21 protein-coding genes are annotated in these 22981 nt (G+C 64.7%); 12 read left to right on the top strand and 9 right to left on the bottom strand.

The window, feature by feature from the left end:
* Positions 1-61: 61 nt before the first annotated feature.
* The 3 genes from XH96_RS15455 (at position 62) to XH96_RS15445 (ending at position 2865) form a co-directional block, all read left to right on the top strand.
* Positions 62-1228 carry an MFS transporter gene (locus XH96_RS15455; RefSeq protein WP_194393235.1) on the top strand — a complete coding sequence of 389 codons (1167 nt, stop codon included), beginning with the start codon at positions 62-64 and terminating at the stop codon, positions 1226-1228.
* Positions 1229-1296: 68 nt separating this feature from the next.
* A complete protein-coding gene (locus XH96_RS15450; RefSeq protein ID WP_061882830.1) occupies positions 1297-1908 on the top strand; it encodes a PilZ domain-containing protein in 612 nt (203 codons plus the stop codon).
* A gap of 330 nt (positions 1909-2238) precedes the next feature.
* Positions 2239-2865, top strand: coding sequence for a transglutaminase-like cysteine peptidase (locus tag XH96_RS15445; RefSeq protein ID WP_194393234.1), 627 nt, complete (start codon positions 2239-2241; stop codon positions 2863-2865).
* Positions 2866-2973: 108 nt separating this feature from the next.
* Here XH96_RS15445 and XH96_RS15440 read toward each other — a convergent pair whose 3' ends face one another.
* From XH96_RS15440 to XH96_RS15430, 3 genes are read right to left on the bottom strand one after another with little or no spacing between them, the layout of a single operon-like run.
* The gene (locus tag XH96_RS15440) at positions 2974-6036 is read right to left on the bottom strand and encodes an efflux RND transporter permease subunit (RefSeq protein WP_194393233.1); all 3063 of its coding nucleotides are present in this window, start codon (positions 6034-6036) and stop codon (positions 2974-2976) included.
* Between the two features lie 35 nt (positions 6037-6071).
* Positions 6072-7187, bottom strand: a complete 1116-nt coding sequence (locus tag XH96_RS15435; RefSeq protein ID WP_246790093.1) for an efflux RND transporter periplasmic adaptor subunit — start codon at positions 7185-7187, stop codon at positions 6072-6074.
* Entirely contained in the window at positions 7184-8686 is a 1503-nt protein-coding gene (locus XH96_RS15430) for an efflux transporter outer membrane subunit (protein ID WP_194394143.1), read from the bottom strand. The genes XH96_RS15435 and XH96_RS15430 overlap by 4 nt, the downstream gene beginning before the upstream one ends.
* Positions 8687-8852: 166 nt before the next feature.
* Between XH96_RS15430 and XH96_RS15425 the strand changes: the two genes are divergently transcribed.
* Positions 8853-9572, top strand: a complete 720-nt coding sequence (locus XH96_RS15425) for a TetR/AcrR family transcriptional regulator (protein ID WP_246790092.1) — start codon at positions 8853-8855, stop codon at positions 9570-9572.
* A 107-nt stretch (positions 9573-9679) separates the two neighbouring features.
* Here XH96_RS15425 and XH96_RS15420 read toward each other — a convergent pair whose 3' ends face one another.
* On the bottom strand, positions 9680-10387 hold the full coding sequence (locus XH96_RS15420; RefSeq protein WP_194393232.1) for a GntR family transcriptional regulator: 708 nt from the start codon (positions 10385-10387) through the stop codon (positions 9680-9682).
* A gap of 253 nt (positions 10388-10640) precedes the next feature.
* Here XH96_RS15420 and XH96_RS15415 point away from each other — a divergent pair, with 253 nt between their 5' ends.
* The 6 genes from XH96_RS15415 (at position 10641) to XH96_RS15390 (ending at position 16397) form a co-directional block, all read left to right on the top strand.
* The gene (locus XH96_RS15415) at positions 10641-11627 is read left to right on the top strand and encodes an ABC transporter ATP-binding protein (RefSeq protein ID WP_194393231.1); all 987 of its coding nucleotides are present in this window, start codon (positions 10641-10643) and stop codon (positions 11625-11627) included.
* 41 nt (positions 11628-11668) lie between these two features.
* Positions 11669-12958 carry a PotD/PotF family extracellular solute-binding protein gene (locus tag XH96_RS15410; RefSeq protein ID WP_194393230.1) on the top strand — a complete coding sequence of 430 codons (1290 nt, stop codon included), beginning with the start codon at positions 11669-11671 and terminating at the stop codon, positions 12956-12958.
* Positions 12959-12963: 5 nt separating this feature from the next.
* Complete coding sequence (locus XH96_RS15405; RefSeq protein WP_194393229.1) at positions 12964-13917, top strand: ABC transporter permease; 954 nt, start codon at positions 12964-12966, stop codon at positions 13915-13917.
* 2 nt (positions 13918-13919) lie between these two features.
* Positions 13920-14798, top strand: a complete 879-nt coding sequence (locus tag XH96_RS15400) for an ABC transporter permease (RefSeq protein ID WP_194393228.1) — start codon at positions 13920-13922, stop codon at positions 14796-14798.
* Positions 14799-14818: 20 nt separating this feature from the next.
* A complete protein-coding gene (locus XH96_RS15395; RefSeq protein ID WP_194394141.1) occupies positions 14819-15550 on the top strand; it encodes an aspartate/glutamate racemase family protein in 732 nt (243 codons plus the stop codon).
* 352 nt (positions 15551-15902) lie between these two features.
* Positions 15903-16397 carry a hypothetical protein gene (locus XH96_RS15390; protein ID WP_194393227.1) on the top strand — a complete coding sequence of 165 codons (495 nt, stop codon included), beginning with the start codon at positions 15903-15905 and terminating at the stop codon, positions 16395-16397.
* 180 nt (positions 16398-16577) lie between these two features.
* On the opposite strand, the gene XH96_RS15385 is transcribed toward XH96_RS15390, so the two are convergent.
* The 4 genes from XH96_RS15385 to XH96_RS15370 form a co-directional block, all read right to left on the bottom strand.
* Positions 16578-16973, bottom strand: coding sequence for a hypothetical protein (locus XH96_RS15385; RefSeq protein WP_194393226.1), 396 nt, complete (start codon positions 16971-16973; stop codon positions 16578-16580).
* Between the two features lie 103 nt (positions 16974-17076).
* The gene (locus XH96_RS15380) at positions 17077-17415 is read right to left on the bottom strand and encodes a hypothetical protein (protein WP_194393225.1); all 339 of its coding nucleotides are present in this window, start codon (positions 17413-17415) and stop codon (positions 17077-17079) included.
* Between the two features lie 174 nt (positions 17416-17589).
* Positions 17590-18120 carry a gamma carbonic anhydrase family protein gene (locus tag XH96_RS15375; protein WP_194393224.1) on the bottom strand — a complete coding sequence of 177 codons (531 nt, stop codon included), beginning with the start codon at positions 18118-18120 and terminating at the stop codon, positions 17590-17592.
* Between the two features lie 82 nt (positions 18121-18202).
* Positions 18203-18532, bottom strand: coding sequence for a hypothetical protein (locus tag XH96_RS15370; RefSeq protein ID WP_194393223.1), 330 nt, complete (start codon positions 18530-18532; stop codon positions 18203-18205).
* A gap of 220 nt (positions 18533-18752) precedes the next feature.
* On the opposite strand from XH96_RS15370, the gene XH96_RS15365 reads away from it, so the two are divergent.
* Positions 18753-19460 carry a hypothetical protein gene (locus XH96_RS15365; RefSeq protein ID WP_194393222.1) on the top strand — a complete coding sequence of 236 codons (708 nt, stop codon included), beginning with the start codon at positions 18753-18755 and terminating at the stop codon, positions 19458-19460.
* Positions 19461-19763: 303 nt separating this feature from the next.
* Here XH96_RS15365 and XH96_RS15360 read toward each other — a convergent pair whose 3' ends face one another.
* The gene (locus XH96_RS15360) at positions 19764-20663 is read right to left on the bottom strand and encodes an AraC family transcriptional regulator (RefSeq protein WP_246790091.1); all 900 of its coding nucleotides are present in this window, start codon (positions 20661-20663) and stop codon (positions 19764-19766) included.
* A 189-nt stretch (positions 20664-20852) separates the two neighbouring features.
* Here XH96_RS15360 and XH96_RS15355 point away from each other — a divergent pair, with 189 nt between their 5' ends.
* Positions 20853-22979 (top strand): molybdopterin-dependent oxidoreductase, encoded by a 2127-nt coding sequence (locus XH96_RS15355; RefSeq protein ID WP_194393221.1) that lies wholly within the window; start codon positions 20853-20855, stop codon positions 22977-22979.
* Positions 22980-22981: the final 2 nt, after the last annotated feature.

Raw genomic sequence — 22981 nt, 5'->3', positions numbered from 1 at the left:
CACAGCCGATTGACTCCGGCGTCTCCCCACCGCACGCTCGAGACCTTTGGGAGATGAGGCATTGCGCAATCGCTGGGGCATTCTTGCGATCCTGTTTGTCGTGCGCCTCACCATCGCGTTCCAGTTCCAGAGTGTTGCGGCGGTCGCGCCGCTGCTGCAACAGACCTTCGGCGTCGGCATCGCCGATATCGGCATCCTGATCGGGCTCTATTTCGCGCCGGGCGTGGTGCTTGCGCTGCCGGGCGGCGCCATCGGCCGGACCCTCGGCGACAAGCCGACGACGATTGCCGCGCTGCTGCTGATGACGGCGGGCAGCCTCGTCATGGCCGTCACAGACGTCTGGAGCGTGCAGATGGCGGGCCGCCTCGCCGCCGGCGCCGGCGGCGTGCTGCTGACGGTGCAGCTCACCAAGATGGCCGCCGACTGGTTCGCCGGAAAGGAGATCGCGACCGCGATGGCGATCTTCGTCAATTCCTGGCCGGCCGGCGTCGCGATCTCGCTGCTGGTGCTGCCGGCGATCGGCACCGGCCTTGGCGCGGGCGCCGTGTTCCTGTCCGTGGGCGCACTGACCGCGATCGGCATCCTGCTGATCACGTTCTACCAGCCGCCGCCGGGAGCAGGCGCCGGCGCTGCCGGCTCAGGCCGGCTCGATCCGCTGGCGCTGCTGGCGGTGATCGTCGCAGGGCTCATCTGGGGCCTCTACAATGTCGGCTTCGCCATGATCTTCTCGTTCGGCCCGACGCTATTGGCCGAGCGCGGCTGGAGCATCGCCGCGGCGGGCTCGGCGATCAGCCTCGTGATGTGGCTGTCGGTGATCTCGGTGCCATCAGGCGGCTATCTCGCCGACCGCTTCAAGCGACCCTTTATATTGGCGATCGGGGCCAGCCTCATCGTGGCGGGACTGCTGGCCTGGCTGCCGCGATCGGACGCGGTGATCACCATCCTGGTCCTGATCGGCCTCATCGGAGGCCATCCGGCCGGGCCGATCATGAGCCTCGCCGCCCGCGTGCTCGCCCCGGACACCAGGGCGATCGGGATGGGCGTGTTCTATACCTTCTTCTATGCGGCGATGATGCTGGGGCCAGCGGTGGCGGGTCGGCTCGCCAAATCGGCCGGGACCGCGGCGGTCGCGCTCGACCTCGGCGCACTGGCGGTGCTGGCGTGCCCGCCCCTGATGTGGCTTTTCGAACGCATTGTGTCTGTCCGTTGCCGCCGCGCCCAATCCTAACGCGACATTAACCCTATGCACCTTAGGGTCGTGCCGGACTCCGCCAGGCGGGGGGTCGGGTTGTGAAAATGGCGTTGGCGAACAAAAAATTTCTTCCGGCCGCCGAGGAACGTCGGCGTTTCCAGCGGGTGAAGGTGCACCTGCTCGGCCGTTACATGCTGCCGGACCGCCGGGAATTCCCCTGCCAGGTGATCAACATGTCGCCGGGCGGCCTCGCTTTGCTCGCGCCCGGCATCGGCAATGTCGGCGACCGCGTGGTCGCCTATCTCGACCATATCGGCCGCGTCGAGGGCAAGATCACCCGCATCATCGACAACGGCTTCGCCATGACGATCGGCGCGACGCCGAGGAAGCGCGACAAGCTCGCGGCGCAGCTGACCTGGCTCGCCAATCGCGACATCCTCAACCTGCCGGAGGACCGCCGCCACGACCGTATCGTGCCGCGCAACCCCATCGCGGTGCTGACGCTCGAGGACGGCACCAAGATGACGTGCCGCATCATCGACCTCTCGCTGTCGGGGGCCGCGATCGCCGCGGAGAACCGCCCGCCGCTGAAATCGACGGTTCTGCTCGGCCGGGTCCAGGGCCGCGTGGTCCGAAACATCGAAGACGGCTTCGCGCTGGAGTTCCTGCACGAGCAGCCGATCGAGACACTCGAAGAGAGCGTTACCGCGCGGTAAAGCGCGCGGACGCGAAAACCTCATTATTTCCAATCTGGAAGGCGGCCTCCGGGATGCGGACGCCGCCTTTTTCACGTCCCGCGACGGCCGCCTTGCGGTTAACGCGTCGGTCGCGATCGGGCGCGAATGCCGCTTCTGCCAGCGTTTCCGCGTTAATCGGTAAAATTTGAATCGATTGCAGTCATATCGAATTTTATTCGAATTCGATTCAAGTATAGATCGAATTCGCCGCGCTTTTTACTTGCATTCGTCTCGACTTGACTTGGTTGACTTAGCGGCAACTCAAAAGCTCCGTGCGAAACGTGGTCCCAACAAGAAACGGGGACCGCAATGTTTGACTTCAGGGGACAGGGGAAGAGGCTGGCGCTGGCCGCCATGCTCTTCGGGATCAGCGCGACGGCGCAGGCCGGCGAAAGCCGTCTGCTCTACGCGAGCCTCGGCGACACCACGCGTGCGCCGATCGGCTGGGTCGAGTTCTGCGCGGACAATGCCGCCCAGTGCCAGGGCGCACCGATGCAGCCGCGCGACATCGTGATGTCGCAAGCCGCATGGCGCGACCTCGTCAAGGTCAATCGCTGGGTCAACGAGACCGTCAAGCCTTTGACCGACCAGGAGCACTGGGGCGTGATCGAGAAGTGGTCGCTGCCATCAGACGGCTACGGCGACTGTGAAGACTACGTGCTGTTGAAGCGCAAGATGCTGATCGACGCCGGATGGCCGCGCCAGGCCCTGCTGATCACCGTCGTGCGCGACAAGAAGGGCGAAGGCCACGCGGTGCTGACGGTGAAGACCGACAAGGGCGAGTTCGTTCTCGACAATCAAAACGAGAACGTCGTCGCCTGGACGGAGACCGGCTACCGCTTCGTCAAGCGCCAGTCGCAGAGCGATCCCAACGTCTGGGTCTCGCTGGGCGATACCAAGCCGGCGGTCTCCACCGCCAGCGCGAAGGATCAGTAGAAACGAGACAACGAGTTACGCGGCCCGGTCACATCCCCACCCCTCCCCGTCCCAGACCGGTTCGCGCGCGCCCAGCCATCCCCCAATGGCTGGGCGCAACTTTTTGGGCTATGCCGGCACTGTCTCGGCGGCAGCCGGAGCCGCCGCTGGCCGCGCGATCAGGGCGTAAGCGACCGGCACCACGAACAGCGTGAACAGCGTGCCGATCGACAGTCCCGTCGCGATCACGAGGCCCATGTTGTAGCGCGACACCGCGCCCGCTCCGCTCGCGGTGATCAGCGGAACGACGCCGAGCACCATCGCCGCGGTCGTCATCAGGATCGGCCGCAGCCGGATCGCCGCGGCCTCGATGATCGCCTCCGTCGCCGCCTTGCCCTCGAGGCGCAGTTCGTTGGCCACCTCGACCATCAGGATGCCGTGCTTGCTGACGAGGCCCATCAGGGTGAGCAGCCCGACCTGGGTGTAGATGTTGAGGCTCGCGCCGCCGATGCCGAGGCTGATGAAGATCAGGGCGCCGGCCAGCGACATCGGCACCGACACCAGGATGACGATGGGATCGAGGAAGCTGTTGAACAGCGCGGCGAGCGCCAGGAAGATGATGATGACGGCGAACGCGAACGTCGTGACGAAGCCGCCCGACTCCTGCTCGAGCTGCCGCGAGGCACCGCCGAAATCCACCGTGTAGCCGACCGGCAACGTCTTCGCGAGACCCTTCAAGGTCGCCAGCGCGCTGCCCATGGAGACACCGGGCATCGCGACACCCGAGATCGTCGCCGCATTGATCTGCTGGAAGTGGTTGCGCGACTGGGGAACGGTCTTCTTCTCGAGATGAGCCACCGTCGACAGCGGCACCATGGAGTTGTCGCCGACGCGGATGTAGTAGCCGAGCAACTGGTCGCTGGTCAGTCGCTGGTTCTGCACCGCCTGGGGAATAACCTTGTAGGACCGGCCGTCAAGGCTGAAATAATCGAGATAGTTGCCGCCCAGCATGGTGGCGAGCGCACCGCCGAGGTCGCTCATCTTCAAGCCGAGGGCGCCGGCCTTGTCACGGTCGAACACGACCATGGTCTGCGGCCTGTCGACCTTCAGATCCGTATCGAGGAAGATGAACTGGCCGGTCTTGAGCGCCTCTGCCATGAAATTCCGCGAGACGGTGTCGAGCTCGTTGAACGAGCCGGTCGTGCCGATCGCGAACTGGATCGGAAGCCCGTTGCTGCCCGGCAGCGGCGAGGGCTGGAACGCGACCGAGCGCGTGCCGGCGATGGTGTTGAGTAGGCTCTGGAACTCCGGCTGGAGCGTCTTCGTGGTCAGCACGCGCTGCTCCCAGGGCTTCAGCACCCAGCCGCTGATCACCTGGGTCGAGGTGTCGATCTGGAACACGGTCGCCGTCTCGGGGCGCTCGGCCACGAGCTCGTAGAGCTGCCGGCCATAGAACTGCCGCTGCTGGAGCGTTGCGGACGGAGCCGAGTATGTCAGCGAGAGCACGACGCCCTGATCCTCGTCCGGCGCAAGCTCGCTGGTCGAGGTCGCATAGAGCCACGGGATCGCGGCAAGCAGCAGCAGCGCGAACACGGCCACGACCGGCTTCATGCGGAAAACGGCCTCGAGCCGGCGACGATAGGCGCTCGAGAGCCGCTCCAGCACGTGGTCGATCGCGCGCACCAGGCGCGCTTCCCAATTGGTCGCATCGCGCTCGGTCTTGCGCAGCAGCCAGGCGCAGTTCATCGGCGACAGCGTCAGCGCGATCACCGCCGACACCGTGACGGCGCCGGCCAGGGTGAAGGCGAACTCGGTGAACAGCGCGCCGGTGAGGCCGCCCTGGAATCCCACGGGCACGTAGACCGCGATCAGAACCACGGTCATGGCGATGATCGGGCTTGCCAGCGCGCGTGCGGACTGGATCGCGGCCTCGACCGGCGCGACACCTTCGTCGATCAGCCGGTGCACGCTCTCCACGACGATGATGGCGTCATCCACCACGAGCCCGATGGCGAGCACGAGTGCGAGCAGGGTCAACAGATTGATGGAAAAGCCCATCAGCAACATCAGCCCGAATGTTCCGATCAGCGACAGCGGGATCGCGATGACCGGAATCAGGACCGATCGCCACGAGCCCAGGAACAGGAACACCACCACGATCACGATCAGCACCGCTTCCACCAGCGAATGCACGACCTCCTCGATCGAGGAATTGACGAAATCGGTGGAGTCGTAGAGCACCTCGCCGACGAGCCCGTTCGGAAGCTGCGCCTTGATGTCCGGCAGCACCGCCTTCACGCCGTTGATCACGTCGAGCAGGTTGGCCGTCGGAGCGGTCTGGATGCCGATATAGACTGCCGTCTTGCCGTTGAACTTCGTTTCGCTGTCGTAATCGTCGTTGCCGAGCGTGACATTGGCGACGTCGCGCAGGCGGATGATGGCGCCATTGACGGTCTTGACCACGAGGTTGCGGTACTGCTCCAGCGAATGGAGGTTGGTCGAGGCGGCGAGGTCGACCTGCACCAGGCGCCCTTTGGTGGAGCCGAGGCCCGAAATATAGTCGTTGCCGGACAGGGCCGTCGAAACGTCGCTCGCGGTGAGGCCGTAGGCCGCCAGCTTGTCCGGATCGAACCATGCACGCAGCGCAAACTTCTTCGCGCCCAGCAATTCGGCGGTCTGCACGCCGGCCACGGCCTGGAGCCGCGGCTGCACCACGCGCGTCAGATAGTCGGTGATCTGGTTCGGTGCCAGCACCTCGCTGGCGAAGCCGATATACATGGAGTCGATGGTCTGGCCGACCTTGAGCGTGAGCGTCGGCTGCTGCGTTCCGCTCGGAAACTGATTGAGCACCGAATTGACCTTGGCGTTGATCTCCGTCATCGCCTTGCCGGAATCGTAGTTCAGCCGCAGATTGATCGTGATGGTGCTGGTGCCGGTGACGCTGGTCGACGTCATGTAGTCGATGCCGTTGGCCTGCGCGATGGCGTTCTCCAGCGGCGTGGTGATGAATCCCGCGATGATGTCGGAATCCGCGCCCGCATAGGTGGTCGTCACCGTGACGATGGCGTTCTGGGTGCGCGGATATTGCAGGATCGACAGCGTCGACATCGAGCGCAGGCCGAGCACCAGGATCAGGGCGCTGACCACGAGCGCCAGAACCGGCCGGCGGATGAAGATATCGGTGAAACGCATCGCTTATGCCTACCCGCTTGGATTTCGTGGTCGGTCTACTGATCGACGATGTTCGGCGCGGCCTCGGCGACCGGCACGTGGGTGTTGTCGATCTTCACCGGGCTGCCGTTGCGCAGCTTGAGCTGGCCGGCAATCACCACCGTCTCGCCCGGCTTGATCCCCTCGGTTACTGCGACGCGATCGCCCTTGGGCGGCCTGGTCTTGACGAACATCTGACGGGCGGTGCCCTGACCGTCGTGCACGTTGTCGACGAGGTAGACGAGATCGCCGTAGGAGTTGCTGACGATCGCCGTGAGCGGCACCGTGACGACCTGGTCCGGCTTGCCGACTGCGATCTCGACCTTGGCGAACATGCCCGGCAGCAGCCGCGCCTCGCCGTTGCGCAACGTGGCACGGACCTGGACGTTGCGGCTGCTCGAATCGACCTTGGCATTGATCGCGGTGATCTGTCCGGTAAATCGCTCGGTCGGAAACGAATCGACGGAGATCGCGATATCCTGGTTGATGCTGATCGACGCCAGCGCCTGCTGCGGCAGATAGAAGTCGACAAAGATCGGATCGAGGCTTTGCAGGGTAACGATGCTCGTGCCGGCGCTCAGATACTGACCAAGATCGACCGCGCGGATGCCGAGCCGGCCGGCGAACGGCGCCTTCAGCGTCTTCTGCTCGACCACCGCCTTCTGCTGCTCGACGAGCGCCTGCGCATTCTTGAGATTGGCCTTGTCGCTGTCGACGGTCGCCTGACTGACCGCGTTGAACTTGATCTGCTCCTCGTCGCGCTTGAGCACGATGGCGTAGTTCTCGGCCGTCGCTTGCAGCGAGTGCAGCTTGGCGATGTCGTCGGTTGCGACCAGCGACAGCAGGGGCTGCCCCGCCGCGACGCTGTCACCGGAGGAGAACTGGATGCTCTGGACGATGCCCGCGACCTGAAGCGCGAGGTCGGCGCCGTTCACGGCGCGCAGCGAACCGACCGCGCTCAGGCTGGGCTGCCAAGGCGCGTTGGCGGCGACCACGGTGGAGACGGTCTGCGGCGGATTGGCCATCGCGCCGATCGCCTTGCGGATCATCATCGCCTTGAAGGTCTGGAATCCGTACAGGCCGCCGAACAGGATCGCCATCCCGCACAGCATGATTGTCATACGCTTGATCATCGCAACGCGTCCTCGGTCTTCTTGTCGGGGCCGGCGAAATAGCCGGCATTGGCGCGCGGCAGCGCGTCCGGAGTTTCGTCCGTCCTGTTCCACCAGCCGCCGCCGAGCGCCTGGAACAGCGCGGCCGTATCGGTGAAGCGCGTTGCCTGCGCCTTGATGCGGGACACCCGCGCATTGAGATAGGATTGCTGCGCGTTGGTCACGGTCACATAGGGGACCGCGCCGATCTTGAATTGCTCGATGGCCATCGCGAGGCTGTCGGCCGTGGCCTGCTCCGAGGCCGCCTGTGCCTTCAGCGTCGCGGCGTCGTACTGGATCGCACGCAGCGAATCGGCGACGTTCTGGAACGCCGTCACCACCGTGCTCTTGTAGAGCGCCAGATCCTGCTCGAACGTCGCCACGTCGGCTTCCTTGGTGTGATACAGCGTCCCGCCGTCGAAAATTTTCTGGCTGACGCTGGAGGCCGCGCTCCAGACGATGGTGGTGGGCGAGAACAGCCGCTCCGAACCGCTGGCGCCGTAACTCCCGGACAGGGTGAGCTGTGGCAACAGGTTGGCGATGCCGACGCCGACGGTTGCGGTCGCCTGATGCAGCGTTGCCTCCGCCTGGCGGATGTCGGGGCGCTGGCGAACCAGTGTGGAGGGCAGCGAGACAGGAAGCCGTCCGGGAAGGCGCAGATCGGCAAGCCTGACGTGCTCACCCCGGTCCTGGCTCGGCAGCCGCCCGAGATAGGCCATCAGCTGATTGCGCTGCTGCGCCAGCTGCTTCTGCAACGGTGCCAGCGTGGCCTTCGCCTGCGCCAGCGTCGCTTCCTGCGACAGTACGTCCGATTTCGAGTTCGCGCCGACGCCGAACTGGCGCTGGATGCGCACGAGCTGGTCCGACTCGGCCTTGATGATCTCCTCGGTCGCGGCAATTTGATCGCGCAGCGAGGCATCCGTGATCGCGGCGGTGACCACGTTGGCGGTCAGCGCAAGGTAGGTCGCCTCGAGCTTGAACGCCTGGTAGTCGGCCTGCGCCTGGAGGGATTCGACCTGACGTCTCGTGCCGCCCCAAATGTCCAGCGTGTATGACACGCTGACAGAGGCGCCATAGAGCGCATAGTTCGAGGTCTGCCCCGGCCAGTAACCCTGCTGGGTCGTCGAAGCCTGATCGCGCTCCGCCGATCCGTTCGCCGTCACCTGCGGAAACAGGCTGCCCTGCTGCGCCAGCATGGTTTCCCTTGCGTTGCGCAGCGCGAACTGGGCCGCCTGGACGTCTGGATGGTTGCGCACCGCCTCCTCGACAAAGGCGCTGAGCTGTTTCGACCGAAACAGCGTCCACCAATAGCCAGAGATGTCGCTGCCGGAGGCAAAGCCCTGCGCGCCGCCGCCGGCAACCGGGGCGCTCGTCGTGCTGGCGAGGCGCTCCCGCGTAAAGCCGTCGACGCCCGGGCTCGAGGGCGTGACGAAGTCCGGCCCGACGGCACAGGACGCAAGCAGAACTCCGGGAAGCAGCATGCTCGCCCTGGCAAGTGCCCTGCCCTGGCGGTCGGCCACGACGGAAAGCCAGCGCCGGCGCGGGCCGCAATGGTCAGATGTCACAGAACTAAACCGTTTAGTTTTTGTCTGGGAGGCTGTATGTTGCAGGTTGGAACCAAAAGTCAAGCCGTGGGGTTACGGGTCGATGACGACGACAGTGCATAAGGCGCAGATGCGAGAGACCAAGGAGCCGGCCGATACGAGTCAGAAGCCGCGAGCCAGGGCCAAGCACAGCCGGATTCTCGACAGCGCTCGCGTTCTTTTTCTCGATCAGGGCTTCGATGCCACCAGCATGGACGCGATCGCGCGCGAGGCCGGGGTCTCGAAGGCGACGCTCTACGTTCATTTCGACGACAAGGACGATCTGCTGCTGGCGCTCGTGAACGAGGAGTGCAAGCGCTTCGGGCCGAAGACGCTATGGCGCGACCACGGCGGCAGGATCGATCTCAGGGCAGAACTCCACGCCATTGGCACGACGTTCCTCGAAGCCTTTCTCGATCCGCGCGGGCTTGCCGTGCACAGGCTCGTGATGTCCTGCGCCTCGCGTTACCCGCGCGTGGCCGAGGTCTTCATGAAGTCGGGCCCGGAGCGCTGCGACGCCGAGGTGGCTGCCTTCCTGCGTGCGGCGCAGGCGCAGGGCCTTGTCGACGTTCCCGACGTCGCCATGGCCGCGACGCAGTTTCTCAGCCTGATCCAAGGCAAGGAGATCCTGAAATGGGCTCTCTCGATGAAGACGCCGAGCCCGGCCCGCCATCGCGCGCTGATCGAGAATGGCATCAACGTGTTTCTCGCGGCCTATGAGCGACGTCCCGCGGCTGCAAAGCAGACGGCGCGAAACCCGGCGAAGGCCTCCGCGCGCCGCTAAAGCGCGACGCGATTAGGATGAATCGTGATCGCGCTTGTCGTTCAAGCATGATCTTTTCCGAAAACCGCTGCGCACTTTTCCGGGTCACGCTTTAGTATCAGGACCGCTCAGGCGCCCAGCACGTCGGCGAGCCGCCGATCCGCGGCGTCGAGCTCTTTCAGGAACAGTTCGGCCTCGATCTCCTGCAGATGCGACAACATCAGCGCGCGCGCGGCCTCGCCATCGCGCCGGCCGATCGCCTCGACGATCCCGGCGTGGTGATCGGTGCCGCAGGCCGGCGTGTCGTGGCGGCGGTAGAGCAGGATGATGAGCGAGGAGCGCGCGATCAGCTCCTTGAGGAAGCCGAGATAGATGCTGTGGCCACTCATCTCGGCGACGAGACGATGAAACTCGCCGGAGAGCCGCACCGAGGCACGCGCATCGCCGCGCAGCTCCGCCTCGCGTTCCTCGGTGAGATGGCGCTGCAGGCGATTGATCCAGGCCGGAGACGCCGCATCGATCGCGTGATCGACGATGGCAGGCTCGATCAGGCGCCGCGCCTCGAACACTTCGCGGGCATCGGCAGGCGTCGGGCGCGCGACGAAGGCGCCGCGGTTCTTCTCGATGTTGACGATGCCCTCATGCGCGAGCTGCTGCAGCGCGGTGCGCACCAGCGTGCGGCTCGCGCCGTAGATGTCGCCGATCTCGTCCTCGCCGAGCTTCGTGCCCGGCAGCAGGCGATGTTCGAGGATCGCGGCGGTCACGCCCTCCCGGATACGGCTGACCCGATCGCTCGCATCTGGCGCATCGGATTTCGGGCGGGTCTTGGCGGCCATGGGTGTGAGGGCTCGATCGGCGACGTTCGGCCGAATGGTAATCGACGAGCTGTATCCAATCACAGGCGAAACTTTATACAATCCTCGCCCGTTTTGTGTGCATGTGGTCGCGCCGGCGCCGGCCAGCCAGCCGAGGTCGGAATTGACCTAACGATCTGACTCCACTGCACAGTTTTCTGAAATCGGTTGGCTGAGGGTTGTTGGCACGGAGCTTGCGGAGAGGCGGGAAGCATCGCCCCTGCTCGGACACGCCATGGCCACTCCCGCAGCTCTCGAACTGGTCGCCGTCACCAAGCGCTACGACACCACGCTGGCGGTCGACAACGTCAACCTGAAAATCCCGGCCGGCACCTATTGCTGCCTGCTCGGCCCCTCCGGCTGCGGCAAGACCTCGACCCTGCGCATGATCGCGGGCCACGAGGCGGTCAGCGAGGGCGACATCATCCTCGGCGCGCAGAACGTCACCGACCTCGAGCCGGCCAAGCGCGGCACGGCGATGATGTTCCAGTCCTACGCGCTGTTTCCGCACCTTAGCGTGCTCGACAACGTCGCCTTCGCCTTGAAGATGCGCGGGATCGACAAGTCGACGCGGCACAAGCGCGCCGGCGAATTGCTCGAGCTGGTCGCGATGAGCCAATATGCGGGCCGTCTCCCGGCGCAGCTTTCCGGCGGCCAGCAGCAGCGCGTGGCGCTCGCCCGCGCGCTGATCACCGAGCCGCAGATCCTCCTGCTCGACGAACCGCTCTCCGCGCTGGATCCGTTCCTGCGGGTGAAGATGCGCGGCGAGTTGAAGCGGCTGCAGCGCGAGCTCGGCATCAGCTTCATACAGGTCACCCACGGTCAGGAAGAGGCGATGGCCCTCGCCGACCACATCGTGGTGATGAACCAGGGCCGGATCGAGCAGCAGGGCACGGCACGCGACATCTTCCACCATCCCCGCACCGAATTCGTGGCGCGCTTCATCGGCGGCCACAACGTCCTCAGCGACTCCGGCAAGCTCATCGCCGTGCGAGCCGATCAACTCGGCATCGTGCCGTTCACTGATGGCGCGTTCGGCGCGCCGGCGCTGTTGACCCAGACCGAGTACCAGGGCTCCTACATCGCCGTCTCGCTCACGCTCGACGACGGCACCGCCCTGTTCTCCCACCTTCCCGAGGCCGCCTTCGACGTCCACCCGTTCCGTCCGGGCGACCGCGTGCTGGCCACCTGGGATCCCGCCAAGGCGCAACCCCTGCAATAGCGCCGATCAATCACCGGAATGCGCAACAGAGGAGTGATGACATGACCGAGACCACCAGGACGAAGGGCGTCAGCCGCCGCACGCTGCTCAAGGGCACCGCAGGTCTCGCCGGCCTTGCGGCCGGCTCGGGGGCGATCACAGGCTTTCCCTACGTGAAGTCGGCCGACGCGAAGGTGCTGCGCTATCTCGGCACCGCCGTGAACGAGGGCGACGACATCGCCAAGCAGTGCCTGAAGGACACCGGCATCAAGCTCGAATACATCACCGCGACCACCGACGACGTCACCAAGCGCGTGATGACCCAGCCGAACTCCTTCGACGTGCTGGACACCGAATATTTCTCGCTGAAGAAGATCGTGCCGTCGGGCAACATCCTCGCGCTCGACGCAAGGAAGATCAAACAGTTCGACAACATCACGCCTGTATTCACCAAGGGCGAGACGCCCGGCGGCAAGAAGATCGGCGGCCAGGGCACGGCGCCCTGGAAGGTGCTCTACCTCGAAGGCAAGGACTCCAAGAAGTTCGCGACGTCGGCGACCGAATTCGTGACGCTGATCCCGACCGTTTACAACGCCGACACGCTCGGCATCCGCCCCGACCTGATCAAGCGGCCGATCAATTCCTGGTCCGAGCTGCTCAACCCCGAGTTCAAGGGCAAGGCCTCGATCCTCAACATCCCCTCGATCGGCATCATGGACGCCGCGATGGTCGTGGAAGCCTCCGGCAAGTACAAATATGCCGACAAGGGCAACATGACCAAGGAAGAGATCGATCTCACCATGAAGGTCATGACCGAAGCCAAGAAGGCCGGTCAATTCCGCGCCTTCTGGAAGGATTTCAACGAGAGCGTCAACCTGATGGCCTCGGGCGAGACCGTCATTCAGTCGATGTGGTCGCCGGCGGTGACGAAGGTGCGCTCGATGGGGATCGCCTGCACCTTCCAGCCGCTGAAGGAAGGCTACCGCTCCTGGGCCTCCGGCTTCTGCGTCTCCAAGGGCGTCTCGGGCGCGAAGCTCGAATGGGCCTATGAGTTCGTCAACTGGTTCCTGTCCGGCTACGCCGGGGCCTATCTCAACCGCCAGGGCTATTACTCGGCCGTCCTCTCCACCGCGAAGGCGCATATGGAGCCCTACGAGTGGGCCTACTGGATGGAAGGCAAGCCGGCCGAGAAGGACATCAAGGCGCCCGACGGTTCGCTCTTGGAGAAGGCGGGCGCGGTGCGCGACGGCGGCTCCTACGAGGACCGCATGGGCGCCGTTGCCTGCTGGAACGCGGTGATGGACGAGAACGACTACATGGTCCGCAAGTGGAATGAGTTCATCGCGGCGTAACGGACATGTCGGAAGAAGTTCTGCAACAGGCAACCCCGGGCTTGATCCCGGGGTCGGGCACAGCGCGCGCCGCAAAGCCGACGCGCCTATCGCCGTCCTTCATCTCCTGGCTCCAGGCCGGGCCGATGATGCTGGTGTTTCTCGCCTTCTTCCTGATCCCGCTCGTCTTCGTCGTCATCGTTTCGTTCTGGGACTACAACGAATACCAGCTGCTGCCGGCTTTCTCCGGCCGCGGCTACACCGACACGTTCGAGGGCTGCATCGCACAGCTCCCCGATCTCTGCACCATCGGCAAGACCTATCTAAAGACGCTGAATCTGTGCTTCATGGTCTGGGCCATCACGCTGTTCATCGGCTTCTGGGTCGCCTATTTCCTCGCCTTCCACGTCAGGTCCAAGACCTGGCAGATGGGACTCTCGCTGCTCTGCACGATCCCGTTCTGGACCTCCAACGTGATCCGCATGATCGCCTGGATTCCACTGCTCGGGCGCAACGGCCTCGTCAACTCGGGCCTGATGAAGACGGGCCTGATCAACCATCCGATCGAATGGCTGCTGTTCTCCGAGTTCTCCGTCGTGCTGGCGCTGGTGCACCTCTTCACCTTCTTCATGGTGGTGCCGATCTTCAATTCCATGGTGCGCATCGACAAATCGCTGATCGAGGCGGCCTATGACGCCGGTGCCACCGGCTTCCAGACCCTCGTCAACGTCATCATTCCGCTGTCCAAGCCCGGCATCGTGATCGGTTCGATCTTCGTCATCACCATCGTGATGGGCGATTTCATCACCATCGGCGTGATGGGCGGCCAGCAGATCGCCGCCGCCGGCAAGATCATCGAGACGCGGGTGAATGCTCTGCAGTTCCCGGCCGCCGCCGCGAATGCGGTGATCCTGCTCGTCATCACCTTCCTGATCATCACCATGATGTCGCGCATCGTCGACATCAAGAGGGAGCTCTGAGCATGAGGGAAGGACGTCCGCGCTCTTTCTACGTGCTCGCGATCTTCTTCGCGGCCTATGTGCTGTTCCTCTATGGCCCGATGATCGCGATCTACGTGCTGTCGTTCCAGGGGCCGCAGGGCGGCCTCACCTTCCCGATGAACGGCGTCTCGACTTTCTGGATCGCGAAACTGTTCCAGGGCACCGGCATCGTCGATCTCGGCGCGGCCTTCCGCCGCTCGCTGCTGCTCGGCATCATCGTGATGATCGTCACCGTCGTGCTGTCGGTCGCCGCCGGCATGGCGTTCCGCCGCAAATTCAAGGCGCAAAGCATCCTGTTCTACTCGGCGATCGCGAGCCTGATCGTGCCCTCGATCATCACTTCGCTCGGCATCTCGCTGGAATTCCGCATCATCGACGATCTGATCAAGGCGCATTGGAACGAGAATTTCGAAACCTCGATGGGCCTGCTCACCTCCGGGCTCGGCGCGCATCTGACCTGGACGCTGCCGTTCGGGCTGCTCATCATGTTCGCGATCTTCAACCGCTTCGACCCGCGCCTCGAGGAAGCCGCGCGCGATCTCGGCGCGACACCATGGCAGACCTTCCGTCACGTCGTGCTCCCGATCATCCTGCCGTCGGTGATCGGCATCGGCCTGTTCGGCTTCACGCTGTCCTGGGACGAACTCGCCCGCTCCAGCCAGGCCATCGGTGCGGTAAATACATTGCCGCTCGATCTGCAGGGCCTCACCACCACCGTGACGAACCCCGACATCTATGCGCTCGGCACGGTGATCTCGGCGGTCTCGTTCACCGTGATCTCGCTTGCGCTCGGCACCATCCACATGCTCAACAAGCGGCAGGCGGCCAAGGGTTCGGACGCCGGCAAGGGGCTCGTCTGAGAAGGAACTTGTCTGATCCGATGCGGCTTCACGTCGTCAACCCCAATACCACCGCGTCGATGACGGCGAAGATCGCCGCTGCGGCGCGCAGCGTCGCCCTGCCCGGCACGGTGATCGACGCGCGTCAGCCGGCGATGGGTCCGGTCTCGATCGAGGGCTTTTACGACGAGGCCTTCGCGGTCCCCGGCATGCTCGGCTGCATCCGCGAAGCCGACCGCGACGGTGCAGATGCGCACGTCATCGCCTGCTTCGACGACACCGGCCTCGACGCCGCACGCGCCGCCGCAAAGGCGCCGGTGATCGGCATCGGCGAAGCAGGCTTCCACATGGCGAGCCTGATCGCCGCGCGCTTCGCCGTGGTGACGACGCTCGGTGTGTCCATCGTGCCAATCGAGCACAATCTGAGAAAATACGGACTCGCCGAGCGCTGCACCCGCGTCCGCGCCGCCGAAGTGCCGGTGCTCGCACTGGAAGAGCGCAATACCGATGCGCTCGGCAGAATTTCGGCGGAGATCACGGCCGCGATCCGCGACGACCGCGCCGAAGCCATCGTGCTCGGCTGTGCCGGCATGGCCGACCTGGCCGCCGAACTCGCCGCCACGCACGGCCTGCCCGTGGTCGACGGCGTCACTGCTGCGGTGGCCCTGGCGGAATCACTGGTGCGACTGGGGTTGAAGACCTCCCGGCTCGGGCCCTATGCCGCGCCGCGATCGAAGCCCTATGATGGATTGTTGTCGCAGTTTCAGCCGTAGGCAGCAGCAGATACCTATGGACGGCATGAGCACAGGGTCAGTGTGCCCGGCCGCACCCACACCGCGGCGGTCGGCCTCGCCTACCGATTCTGGTGCGGAATCACTGACGAGCGCAGCTGACGACCGGATCAGCAACGCATCCTCGGGCAGACGCCTGCGACCGGATCTCGCGAAAGAGCGGCAAAAAAGGTGTTATTGAACCTCTTTTTGCACCCGCCCGTCCCATTAATCCCAACCAGCCTCTTTTTGGTCCTATTCCTTGCCGAAACCTAAGGCTTTCGGGACGCCCCGGTGGCCCTCTGGGTTGCCGGTCTTCGCCATTCGCCAAGTTTCCATTTGGGTTTTGTCAGCGATGATCGATCTCGCCCGGGACACACCGTCCACCTCCTTCCTTCGCCTTGGCGGTCAGCCCATCGCGCTGACCGCTGCCGCCCTCTTGCTCCTGATCGCGGGCGTGACTTCAATCGCGATCTGGCGTGCCTATACCGGCGCCGCCCCTGAGAGCGACCGCATGGTGGCATCGCGGCAACTCCAGGCGCGCGCGGCCCAGGCGTCCGAGCAGTTGGTCGAGAAGACCAAGGGTCTGGAGGCGACCCAGCAGGAATCGATCGACCAGCTCCAGGTGGTGCAGGACCAGCTCCTGACCATGAAGCGGCTGCTCGCCGCGCAACAGGCCGATACCAAGCGCCTGTCAGATCAGGTTGCCACCCTGAACGAATCCATCGACGGCTTGCGGCAGTCATTTGCCAGTGCGCGGGCGACCGAGGTCGAGACACCGTCGGTTACCCGCAGGAAACCGGCGCGGCACCGCGTCCAGGCCAGCGCGCGCAAGCGGTCGCGCAGCTGAGCCGACAGCCGCGGGAACTTTATTTTCGCCACTTGTGAACTGGATCACATTCGCCCGTAGGATTCCGCGCGATGTTGAGCGCTACCGGATGGCGTGAGCCGATTTCAATATCCGGGGCTGGCAAGGTCGTTGACGGTATACTGCGTCAACGGCCTTGTTCTTTAACAGGTTATTGCGGTCTCACTCGCAGACGTCGACCCGACGGTACCGCCATCCCGACGGCGTCATGACGCGCTTCCGCGCGACATAGCAGCCGCCGTAACCGTCGTTGTAGCCGGGGCCGTAATAGTAGGGATCGCCGTAGTAGGGATAACCGTAGCCGTAATAGCCGCCGTAGTAGCCGGCACCGACGAAACCCGCGCCGATTGCGACACCTGGCCAAAAGCCGCCGCCATGCCAGTGGCGATGCCCCCAGCCTCCCCCATGGAAGCCACCGCCGCGAAAGCCCCCACCATGGAAGCCGCCGCCATGGAAGCCGCCACCATGTCCGAAGCCGCCGCGCGCCTCGGCCGCCTGCGGCACCGACAGTCCGAACGCCGCCACAGTCAGCGCCGTCACGATCATCTTGCGAAACATCACTCGATCCTCCGCGTGGACACACTCCACGCTTCAAAGCAGGACCAAGCTAACGTCAGTTGGGAACTCGTGACAGCCACGCTGTCTCACTTCCGCGCGAGCGTCAGCAGCCGCGGCAGATGCTCTTGATTTTCCTGTCGAGCTGCCGGTTCTCAGCATTGACGGCGGCATCTGTCGCCTCACCTCCGCCGATGCCGGTGGTGACTCCGGAGCCAGGGCCGGATGATTGAGCCGTACCCAGGCTGTTGAGACCCGGCGGCGGAACTGGCGAATTGGCAAAGCCGCCGGCCGATCCGACCGAGCCTCCAGTCGATCCCACCGAGCCTCCACTCGATCCGGCAGAGCCGCCGGTCGTTTGCGCGAACGATAAGGCGGGCAAGGCCGCGAGTGCGAGGATCATGATCGTAGTCTTGATTGAACCGCTTGCAGACGATCTGGCCATCGGAAGTCTCCTTTGCCGGTCAACCGACGCGGTGAAGACAGGTTCCGGAACAGGCGTCCTAGGCGCAACGGCCGTCGCGTTCGCCGCGCAATGCGCGGCCTGCATCATCGGAGCCCATTCACGGGCAGCTGCCGGGCTGATTGATGTCCACACTCCGCGCCATACCGCGATGCGTCAACCGATCCGCTTCAGGCCCTTCTTGAAGCGCGGGCCGTTGGCGACATAGAACTTGGCCGCGCCTCCCATTCGCTGCACCTGGGCGTCGTCGAGCGTGCGGACCACCCGCGCCGGCGAGCCGATAATGAGGGAACGTTCGGGAAATTCCTTGCCCTCGGGGATGACGGAACCGGCGCCGACAATGCTGTTGCGGCCGATCCTGGCGCCGTTCATCACGATCGAGCCCATGCCGACAAGGGCGCCCTCCTCGATGGTGCAGCCATGCAGGATGACATTGTGGCCGACCGTGCAGTTCCTGCCGACGTGAAGCGGAAAGCCGAGATCGGTATGGCAGGTCGAGCCGTCCTGCACGTTGGCGCCCTCGCCGATCTCGATCCACTCGTTGTCGCCGCGCAGCACGGCGCCGAACCAGACGCTCGCACCGGGCTTCAGGCGCACGCGGCCGATCACGGTCGCGGTCTCCGCGATGAAATAATCGCCGTCGGCGGGAAGATCGGGCGCCTGCCCGTCGAGCTCGTAGATCGCCATCAAGGTCTCCTGTCGGGTTGACCCAGCCATAGCGAAACGGCGCCCCCGACGCAAAGGGCCGGCCGCACTCAAAGTGCGGGTATCAGACCAGAATGCCGGCCGCGCGCAGCGTCATCAGAAAGAAGGTGCCGCTCATCATGCTCCAGAAGGCGGCGATGACGGTCGCCATCATCACGAATTCCACGCGGCGGCTTTCCACCCGCACGCCGCGCAGCGTGTTGCGCATGATGATGAAGGGCGCGGCGAACACCAGGAACGGAACCGCCGCGAAAGTTTTCGGCGCCACACCATCCTGCAACAGGCCGAAGCCGGCGGGCCGCTGCGCGAGCGCCTGGTAGCCGTTCACGAGCGCGCCAGCGAGCGCGAAACCGATGCAGATCGAGAAGAAGGTATTGAGAGCTTCGGGTGTCATCGGAACAGTCCGCATTTACGCAACGCCGGAGCCTACCTGTGACAAAGAGTGCCGGTTAACGCTACATTATCCTTAAGGGAAGGTTAACGCGGCCGGCCGGTCCACGCAGGGCCGTCCCCGCCTCCCGCAGCCGGGAATGCTCCGCGAAACCGCCCTCGCGTGGCATATTCGCCGCTGATTCGTCGGCCATCGGCCGACCTCCGGCTGACTTGCGCAATTCATGACGGTGTTTTCGGCAGCTCCCCTCAGGTCCCCCCGCGCGCGCACCCGCGCGCATGTCGTCCCGATCGTGCTCGCCGGCACTGCCGCGGCATGCGCGGTTGCGCTCGTCGCCTATTTGTTGTGGCCGACCTGGGGCGCCAGGGGCGTCAACGCCCCGGACAAGCTGCCGGTGAGCATCGGCGGCACGCTGTTCAACCTGCCAGTGACCGCGATACGCATGAAGATCCAGCGGCACTCGGGGCCACAGGAGCGCATCGATCTCGACTTCCTCTATCCCTCGCTGGAGCCGCCCGGCGCGCCGAAGCACGTCACCGCCGACACGGTGGAAGCGGCGGTGCAATCGATCGACCGCATCTTCCTGTCGATCGCGGCCCATCACGATGCGCTCTCGCCCGAGCTGCGAATGGCGACGATCTATCCGCGCTATCTCGACCCGGCCATGGCGAACCCTGCAGACGGCCTGACGATGCGGACGTTCCGCACCGACACGCCCTACGGCAGCGAGGATCTCTATTCGGCCGCAAGCCCGGCGCTGGCCGCGCGCTGCACGCGCGATGGGGCGACCCCCGGCATGTGCCTCGCCGAGCGTCGCGTCGGCGGCGCCGACCTCACCTTCCGTTTTCCGCGCAGCTGGCTGTCGCAGTGGCGCGACGTGGCGGAGGCGATGGACCGGCTGACCGCACAGCTGCGCGGTCCGCGGGGCTGAGGGGGCCGCTCTGCCCTTCGTGGGGGCCCTCACGACAGGAACTGCGAAAACAACCCCATGCACAGTAGCCAGGCCTTTGACGCGACTTCGTTTTTCTAGAAGCTTGGCCGACGGTCGTGCCGTGATCGATCAGATGACCCATCGCGCTCCGAAATTTCGTATTTTTCGAAACACACTTGACCCGTCGGGCAAAACACGGGCATGATGTCATCGTGGGAGATCGACAAGCCGCACCGTCAGATGGCGCAGTCCGTCCCCGGACATAGCCGCCCGTCAGCAGCCGCACGGGACGTTCCGGCAAGCTCAGTCCCGCCCCTTCTGCGCCCGGTACAGGCTCGGCGTCGTCCCGACCGCCTTGCGGAAGGCGCGGTTGAAATTGGCCTGCGATGAAAATCCTGCGGCAAAAGCGATATCGACCAGGGGGCGATCGCTGGTGGACAACAGCCGCTTGGCCAGATCGAGACGCTGACGGCTGACATATTCGTGCGGTGCGCTACCTGTCGCGGCCTTGAAGCTGCGGGAGAAGTGCGCGGGGCTCATGCAGGCCACCGAGGCCAGATCCTTCACGGTGACATCGCGCTCGACCGATGCGTCGATGAACTCCGTCACACGCGACAGCCGTTTGGCATCGAGCGGCTTCTGGACGGCATGGGATTGCTTCAGCCGGACTGACGTCGCCGCGTAACTGTGCACGAGATGAGCCGACAGGGCTCGTCCGAGGCTCTCGACCAACAGGCGGCCGGTGGAGGTTTCGTGTTCCAGCTCTCCGAGGATCCGATAGGCGACATGCTCGATGAACATGTCCTGATCGATACTTTCATAGCGGATGGACATTCCCGACGGATCGATATCGAGATCCCGGAGCATCGTGTCGTCGAATGGTTGTCCGGGAAGAAAGAGATGCAGGCATTCCTGCATCTGGTTCTCGACGCGGATGAAATCCTCGCGGATGCCGGCCGGACACAGCCACACGGTGCCCCTTCTGCCGAAAGTGCGCTGCCGCATGCCCGCACCTTCGCGGTCGACGACCGAATTGCCACGCAGCAGGATTGCGATTTCGGTGTCCCGCGGCAATTGCGGCGGCAGATCGCCCGGCTCGTGGCTCCATCGCTCGGCAAGGAGATGCCCCCATCGCCGGTCGTTCGACGTCTGAAGCATTCGGCCGGTCACATATTTGTCGACAGAGTTGCCAAGCATACCCATCGTCAATCTCCGCCAGAAAGCGCGATGTGGGTAAAAAGGTCTTGCCGGATCCAGCAATTAGCATGCCAGACATCCGGCCAGCCGTCCACGGGCCGAGAGCAGTCCGGGACAACAACACCGCACATTTTGAAAAGCCAGACCGCGCCCGGCCGCCGCATCCTTCGGATTGCCTCAAATCAGGAGAGATCCATGGCAAGGACCACGGTCATCGGCGCATGCCCCCACGATTGCCCGGACACCTGCTCGATTTTGACCACGGTCGAGGACGGCAAGGCCATCGCCGTCCGCGGCAATCCCGATCATCCGTTCACGCGTGGACGGCTTTGCGTCAAGGTCAACAACTACGAGGAGCGCGTCTACAGCGACAAGCGCGTCCTGTATCCGCTTAGACGCGTCGGACCGAAGGGCACCAGGCAGTTCCAGCGGATCTCCTGGGAGGAAGCGCTCGCGACCATCGCCTCGCGCTGGACATCCGCCATTGCCGAGCACGGCGCGCAGGCGATCCTGCCCTACAGCTATCTGGGCACGCAGGGCATCATCAACGGGCTGAACGTCGGCGATCCCCTCTTCAACAAGCTCGGCGCGACCGTTCTGGAGCGCACCTTCTGCGATTCCGGCTCTTGCACCGCGTACATGATGACGATCGGGCACACGCCCGGCGTCGATCCCGAGAGCTTCGTGCACTCGAAGTACATCATCCTGTGGGCCTGCAACACGCTGAGCACGAACTCGCATCACTGGCCGTTCATCGAGCAGGCGAAGAAGGCCGGTGCCAAGCTCGTGGTGATCGATCCCGTCCGCACCCGCACCGCACGCCTTGCCGACTGGCACATTCCGATCCGTCCGGGCACCGACGCTGCGCTGGCGCTCGCGATGATCCACGTCATCATCAAGGAGAATCTGGTCGATCGCGATTATGTCGACAAATACACCGTGGGCTATGACGAGCTGGCCGAACGGGCGTCCAGCTACACACCCGAATTCGCCTCGCAGGAAACCGGCATTCCCGCCAGCGACATCGTCAAGCTGGCGCGGGAATATGCGACGACGCCTCCGGCCGTCGTGCGCATCGGCGTCGCGGTCGAGCGGCATGCCGGCGGCGGTCAGACCGTGCGCGCGATCGCCTGTCTTCCGGGACTGATCGGCGCCTGGAAGCACGTCGGCGGCGGACTGCTCCAGCTCCCGATCTGGGCCTTCCCGGTCAGATGGGACGTGTTGATGCGCCCCGATCTCCAGCCTGAGAAGATGCGCGTGCTCAATTCCTGGCGCCTTGGAGCTGCGCTGACGGGCGAGCTCGGCTTCGATCCGCCGATCAAGGCGCTGTTCGTCTACAACGCCAATCCAATGGCGATGGTGACCGAACAGGGCAAGCTCGAAAGGGGATTGGAACGCGAGGATCTCTTCACGGTCGTCAGCGAGCACTTCCTGACCGACACCGCCAAATACGCCGACATCGTTCTGCCCGCGACCACGCAGCTCGAGCAGAAGGACATCATGTTCTCCTGGGGGCATCTCTATCTGTCCTACAACAACCAGGCGATCGCGCCGCTCGGCGAAGCCGTGTCCAACACCGAGCTGTTCCGCCGGCTCGCGCGCGCGATGGGCATCACCGACCCCTCCTTCTTCCGGAGCGACGACGAGATCATCGAAGCCTCCCTCGACTGGAGCAGCCCGGTGCTCGCAGGCATCACGCTCGACGACGTCAAGGCCAAGGGCTATGCGCGCCTCAACATGCCCGCGCCGGCCGACTGGGCGCCGCACCGCGAGGGTAATTTTCCGACCGCATCGGGGAAGTGCGAATTCAGCTCGACCATCGCCGGCGGCGGCAACTTCGTGGTGCCGCTGTTCCGCCAGGGCTACAATGGCGATCAGGATGCCACGCCGGTCGATCCCCTGCCCCACTACATCCCGCCGAACGAGAACCCGCGCACCGCGCCTATCCTCGCAGCGCGCTATCCACTCAGCCTGATCTCGCCGAAAAGCCACGCCTTCCTGAATTCGAACTACGGCAACCTGCCGGCGCAGACCGCGCAGGCGGGCGAAGAACAGGCGGTGCTCCTCAATCCGGACGATGCCGCACAGCGCGGCATCGTCGCGGGCGCGCCCATTCGCGTGTTCAACGACCGCGGCGCGTTCGAGGCCTTCGCGACCGTTTCGCCCGACATCATGCCGGGCGTGGTGGTGGCTCCGTCCGGCTATTGGCAACGCTCCAACCGCAAGGGTGCCACGGTTCACGTGCTGACGCCGCCCGCCTTCGCCGACCTCGGCCGTGCCCCGACATTCTCCGACATCCTCGTGCAGGTCAGCGGGGCCTGACG

Origin of the sequence: Bradyrhizobium sp. CCBAU 51765 (assembly GCF_015291725.1) — a bacterium.
GTDB lineage: Bacteria > Pseudomonadota > Alphaproteobacteria > Rhizobiales > Xanthobacteraceae > Bradyrhizobium > Bradyrhizobium liaoningense.
This window is presented reverse-complemented; position numbering and strand designations above follow the sequence as displayed.

Excerpts from the sequence above, each read along its gene's own strand:
- XH96_RS15450 (WP_061882830.1), top strand. The coding sequence starts at position 1,297 with ATGGCGTTGGCGAACAAAAAATTTCTTCCGGCCGCCGAGGAACGTCGG.
- XH96_RS15445 (WP_194393234.1), top strand. The coding sequence starts at position 2,239 with ATGTTTGACTTCAGGGGACAGGGGAAGAGGCTGGCGCTGGCCGCCATG.
- XH96_RS15440 (WP_194393233.1), bottom strand. The coding sequence starts at position 6,036 with ATGCGTTTCACCGATATCTTCATCCGCCGGCCGGTTCTGGCGCTCGTG.
- XH96_RS15435 (WP_246790093.1), bottom strand. The coding sequence starts at position 7,187 with ATGATCAAGCGTATGACAATCATGCTGTGCGGGATGGCGATCCTGTTC.
- XH96_RS15430 (WP_194394143.1), bottom strand. The coding sequence starts at position 8,686 with ATGCTGCTTCCCGGAGTTCTGCTTGCGTCCTGTGCCGTCGGGCCGGAC.
- XH96_RS15425 (WP_246790092.1), top strand. The coding sequence starts at position 8,853 with ATGACGACGACAGTGCATAAGGCGCAGATGCGAGAGACCAAGGAGCCG.
- XH96_RS15420 (WP_194393232.1), bottom strand. The coding sequence starts at position 10,387 with ATGGCCGCCAAGACCCGCCCGAAATCCGATGCGCCAGATGCGAGCGAT.
- XH96_RS15415 (WP_194393231.1), top strand. The coding sequence starts at position 10,641 with ATGGCCACTCCCGCAGCTCTCGAACTGGTCGCCGTCACCAAGCGCTAC.
- XH96_RS15410 (WP_194393230.1), top strand. The coding sequence starts at position 11,669 with ATGACCGAGACCACCAGGACGAAGGGCGTCAGCCGCCGCACGCTGCTC.
- XH96_RS15405 (WP_194393229.1), top strand. The coding sequence starts at position 12,964 with ATGTCGGAAGAAGTTCTGCAACAGGCAACCCCGGGCTTGATCCCGGGG.
- XH96_RS15400 (WP_194393228.1), top strand. The coding sequence starts at position 13,920 with ATGAGGGAAGGACGTCCGCGCTCTTTCTACGTGCTCGCGATCTTCTTC.
- XH96_RS15395 (WP_194394141.1), top strand. The coding sequence starts at position 14,819 with ATGCGGCTTCACGTCGTCAACCCCAATACCACCGCGTCGATGACGGCG.
- XH96_RS15390 (WP_194393227.1), top strand. The coding sequence starts at position 15,903 with ATGATCGATCTCGCCCGGGACACACCGTCCACCTCCTTCCTTCGCCTT.
- XH96_RS15385 (WP_194393226.1), bottom strand. The coding sequence starts at position 16,973 with ATGTTTCGCAAGATGATCGTGACGGCGCTGACTGTGGCGGCGTTCGGA.
- XH96_RS15380 (WP_194393225.1), bottom strand. The coding sequence starts at position 17,415 with ATGGCCAGATCGTCTGCAAGCGGTTCAATCAAGACTACGATCATGATC.
- XH96_RS15375 (WP_194393224.1), bottom strand. The coding sequence starts at position 18,120 with ATGGCGATCTACGAGCTCGACGGGCAGGCGCCCGATCTTCCCGCCGAC.
- XH96_RS15370 (WP_194393223.1), bottom strand. The coding sequence starts at position 18,532 with ATGACACCCGAAGCTCTCAATACCTTCTTCTCGATCTGCATCGGTTTC.
- XH96_RS15365 (WP_194393222.1), top strand. The coding sequence starts at position 18,753 with ATGACGGTGTTTTCGGCAGCTCCCCTCAGGTCCCCCCGCGCGCGCACC.
- XH96_RS15360 (WP_246790091.1), bottom strand. The coding sequence starts at position 20,663 with ATGGGTATGCTTGGCAACTCTGTCGACAAATATGTGACCGGCCGAATG.
- XH96_RS15355 (WP_194393221.1), top strand. The coding sequence starts at position 20,853 with ATGGCAAGGACCACGGTCATCGGCGCATGCCCCCACGATTGCCCGGAC.